This is a genomic window from Myxococcus sp. XM-1-1-1 (assembly GCF_020037095.1).
Lineage (GTDB): Bacteria > Myxococcota > Myxococcia > Myxococcales > Myxococcaceae > Myxococcus > Myxococcus fulvus.
In genome coordinates this window covers 1-4542 of the sequence record NZ_JAIQDH010000056.1, presented here as the reverse complement: position 1 = coordinate 4542, position 4542 = coordinate 1, and the positions used below count along the sequence as shown (strand labels likewise).

1 protein-coding gene is annotated in these 4542 nt (G+C 69.2%); it reads right to left on the bottom strand.

Going from position 1 to position 4542, the window contains the following annotated elements; all coding sequences use genetic code 11:
- Positions 1 to 4542, bottom strand: a 4542-nt coding sequence (locus K8640_RS42265) for a non-ribosomal peptide synthetase (RefSeq protein ID WP_223752263.1), incomplete at both ends; no start/stop codon positions are given.

The following is a 4542-nucleotide window of genomic DNA, read 5'->3' as shown; positions in this document are numbered from 1 at the left end:
CAGCCCCGTCGACCAGCCGTCCGACACGATGTGGTGCAGCACCACCACCAACACGTGCTCCTCCTCGGAGAGCCTCACCAACGTCGCCCGCAGCAGCGGCCCTCGCGACAGATTGAACGGCCGCGCGACCTCCTCGCCGACGAGACGCAGCAACGTCGACTCTCGCTCCGTCTCCTCGTGCAACTCGACTCGACGGAACTGGAACCGCGATGGTGGGGAGATCACCTGCACGGGCACACCGCCCTCATCAGGGAAGCTGGTGCGCAGGTTCTCGTGACGACGAATCACCTCGGAGAACGCTCGCTCCAGCGCCTCCACATCGAGAGCCCCCTCCAACCGGAGCGCCGACGGGACGTTGTACGTGACACTCCCAGGTTCGAGCTTGTCGAGGAACCACAGGCGCTGCTGCGCGAAGGACAACGGCAGTGCCCCCTGCCGCGCGGAGGGCCGCAACGCCGGTACCGAGACGGCTCGCGCGACCTGCTCCACCTTGCGCGCAAGTCCCTCCAGCGTGGGCGCCTCGAAGAGCGCCCTCAGCGGCACCTCCACGCTCAGCGAGCCACGCAGCCGCGCCACCACCTGCGTCGCGATGAGCGAATGCCCACCCAGCGCGAAGAAGTCATCGTGACGACTCACGCGCTCGACTCGCAGGACCTCCTTCCAGATGGAGGCCAGCGACTCCTCCATCGGCGTCGCGGGCGGCACATGCACCGCGCCTGAATCCAGAGCCCCCGCCTCCGGTTCGGGCAACGCCCGGCGATCCAGCTTGCCATTCGGCGTCAGCGGCAACGCCTCCAGCACCATGAAGCCCGAGGGCACCATGTGCGCCGGCAAGCGCTCCTGGAGGAAGCCTCGCAACGTCCCCAGGTCCACGGCTCCCGAGGCGCTCGCGATGACATACGCGACCAGCCGCTTGTCACCAGCCGCGTCCTCGCGAGCCACCACCACCGCGTCACCCACCGAGGGATGCTCGCGCAGGACCGCCGCCACCTCTCCAGGCTCCACGCGGAAGCCTCGCACCTTCACCTGGAAGTCCGCGCGGCCCAGGAACTCCACCCTGCCATCCTCGAGCCACCGCACCCTGTCCCCCGTGCGGTACATCCGAGCTCCCGACACTGGGCTGAACGGGTCCGGACCGAAACGCTCCGCCGTCAGGTCAGGGCGCCCCAGATACCCACGCGCCACCTGCTCGCCGCCGATGAACAGCTCGCCGGGCACTCCGGTCGGCACCGGACGCAGCTCGGCATCCAGCACGTACACGCGCGCCTTCGCCAACGGCCGCCCCAGCGGCACGGCCGCCGCCCGGACCACCGCATCCACCGGTCCCGCGAGCACACCCACGGTCGTCTCCGTGGGGCCGTAGTGGTTGAACACCTCCAGCGTCGGAGCCAGGGCACGCACCTGCTCCACCAGCGCCCACGTCGAGGATTCACCACCCAGGACCAGTCGCTTGCGAGGCAGCACTCGCGCCGGCTCCGGCGCCGTCAACCAGGCGGAGAGGTGCGCGGGCACCATCTTCACGCAGTCCACCGGGTGACGCTGGAAGTACTCCGCCACGCCCATGGGATTGCCCAGGCGCTCAGACGAGAGGACATGCAGCACGCCTCCCGTGCACAGCGCCGGGAACAGCACCGTGTTGCCCAGGTCCGCGCCGAAGGTGGACACCAACGCGAAGCTCGCGCACTCACGCAGCCCGAGCCGCTCGGTCGCGGCCTGGACGTAGTTGACCAGCGCCCCGTGTGACACGGCCACGCCCTTGGGACGCCCCGTGCTGCCCGAGGTGAACAACACGTATGCGGTGTTCTCCGGCGCGACCAGCACGGCCGGCGCGGCTGCTGAATGCCCCGCTAGCAGCGCGGCGTCCCAGTCCATCAACACCCGACGCGCGGCGCAGGTCTCGAACGAAGCAGCGTGACGAGACTCCGTCACCACGACGGGCGCGGCGACCTCCTCCACGAGCACGCGCAGACGCGTCGCGGGCTGGGCTGGCTCCAGCGGCACGTAGGCGCCTCCGGCCTTCAGGACACCCAGCAGCGCCACCACCAACTCCACGCTCCGCTCCAGGCACAGCGCCACCGGGACGTCGGGCCCGACGCCGAGCTCCCGCAGATGCCTCGCGAGCTGATTGGCTCGTGCGTCGAGCTGCGCGTACGACAGCAGCACGTCCTCGTAGCGCACGGCGGGCGCCATGGGGGTTCGGGCCGCCTGTTGCTCGATGAGCACATGCAACGGCGCCGCGTTCGAGAAGTCCGCAGGGGTCGTGGACCACGAGCCCAGGACCTGTTGCCGCTCGGCTGGCGTCATCAGCGGCAGCGCGGAGAGGCGCTGGCCAGGGTTCGCGGTGATCGCCTCCAGCAGCACCTGAAGGTGCGCCACCATGCGCGCCGCCGTGGACTCGGAGAACAGGTCCGAGTTGAACAGCAGTGTTCCCGTGATTCCCTCCGAGGTCTCGCTCAGGTTCAGGGACAGCTCGAAGCGCGCGGCCTCCGTGCCCGCCGTCTCCAACGGCACGAGGGACAACGCGGGGAGCTCGAGCGCCTCCACCGGAGCGTTCTGCAGGACGAACAGGACCTGGAACAGCGCGGTGCGACTCAAGTCACGGGCGGGACGCAGCGCCTCCACCAGCTTCTCGAAGGGGAGGTCCTGGTGCTCGTAGGCCCCGAGCATGGTCTCACGAACCTGGGCCAGCAGTTGGAGGAACGTCTCCGCGGGCTGCACCCGCGCGCGCAGGACCAACGTGTTGACGAAGAAGCCGATGAGGCCCTCCGTCTCCGCATACCGGCGGCCCGCGATGGGCGAGCCCACGCTGATGTCGTCCTGCCCCGAGTAGCGGGACAGCAACACCTGGAACGCCGAGAGCAACACCATGAAGGGGGTGGTTCCCGTCTCGCGGGCCAGCGCGCCCACCGCGTCCCGCAGCGCGCCCGGGAGCCGTACGGGGACGGTGGAGCCTCGCTGCGATTGGACCGCGGGGCGAGGCCCCTTGATGGGCAACTCCAGATGCGGGGGCGCTCCGGCGAGCCGCTCCCTCCACCAGTCGAGCTGCGTCTCCAGTCGCGTTCCGCTCAGCCACTCGCGTTGCCAGAGCGCGTAGTCCGCGTACTGCACCGGGAGCGCGGGCAGCGGCGACTGTCGTCCCTCGGAGAAGGCGACGTAGAGCGCGCCGAGCTCTCGCACCAGCACCCCCAGGGACCAGCCGTCCGAGACGATGTGATGCATCACCAGCGACAGCACATGTTGCTCGGGAGCGAGTCGGAGCAGTGTGGCGCGCAGGAGCCTGGGCTGCCCGAGGTCGAACGGTCGCAGCGACTCCTCGACGGCACGGCGCCGCACCGCGCTCCGGCGGCCCACTTCGGGCAACGCGCTCAGGTCCTCGAAGGCGAGCTGGAAGTCTTCGGAGGCGTGGATGACCTGGACTGGGGCCCCTTCGTACAGGGCGAAGCCGGTGCGCAGGGATTCGTGACGCGCCACCAACTCGGAGAACGCTCGCCCGAGCGCGTCGATTCGCAGCGCTCCATTCAACTGGAGGTGGATCGGTACGTTGTAGGCGGCGCTGCCAGGAGAGAGCTGTTCGAAGAACCACAGGCGCTGCTGCGCGAACGACAGCGGCGGCGGGCCAGAGCGAAGCCGAGGGACCAGCGGGAAGACGTCAGGCGTCGTGCTGTCCCCGCGCGAGGAGTCAAGACGTCTCGCGAGCGCTTCGATGGTCGGTGCTTCGAAGAGAGTCCGCAGCGGGAGGTCGATGCCAGTGAGTGCACGCACTCGCGCCACCACCTGCGTCGCCAGCAGCGAGTGTCCTCCGAGTTCGAAGAAGTCGTCCTTCCTCCCGACTCGCTTCGCTCCCAGCACTTCGCTGAACACCTCCGCCAGCTTCGCTTCCAACCCCTCTCGCGGTGCTTCGTAGGCGTCTTCCGGTGACGTCACCGCCTCCGGCGCCGGCAGTGCCTTCCGGTCCACCTTCCCGTTCGCCGTCAGCGGCAGCGCCTCCAGCACCACCACCACCGTCGGCACCAGGTACTCCGGCAGCCTCCTCCTCATCCCCTCCTTCACCGCCGTCCCCTCCACCTCTCCCACCACGTACCCCACCAGCCTCTTGTCCCCTCTCTCCTCCCTCACCACCGCCACTGCTTCCTTCACTCCTGCCTGCTGCTTCAGCCCCTCCTCCACCTCCCCCAACTCAATCCGGTACCCCCTCACCTTCACCTGCCCGTCTCGCCTCCCCAAAAACTCCAGCGCTCCGTCGTCCCTCCAGCGGACCACGTCTCCTGTCCGGTACAGCCTCTCGCCCTCTCCAAACGGGCTCGGCACGAAGCGCTCCGCCGTCAGCTCCGGCCTCCCCACGTACCCTCGCGCCAGCCCCTCGCCCCCCGCGTACAGCTCTCCCGGCACTCCCACCGCCACAGGACGCAGGCCCTCGTCCAGCACGTACACTTCCGTGCCTTCCACTGGGCGACCAATCGGCGCTCCTCTCTCTCCGACGTCCGACTCCTTCTGCATCCTCCACGTCGTCGTGAACGTCGTGTTCTCCGTCGGGCCGTACCC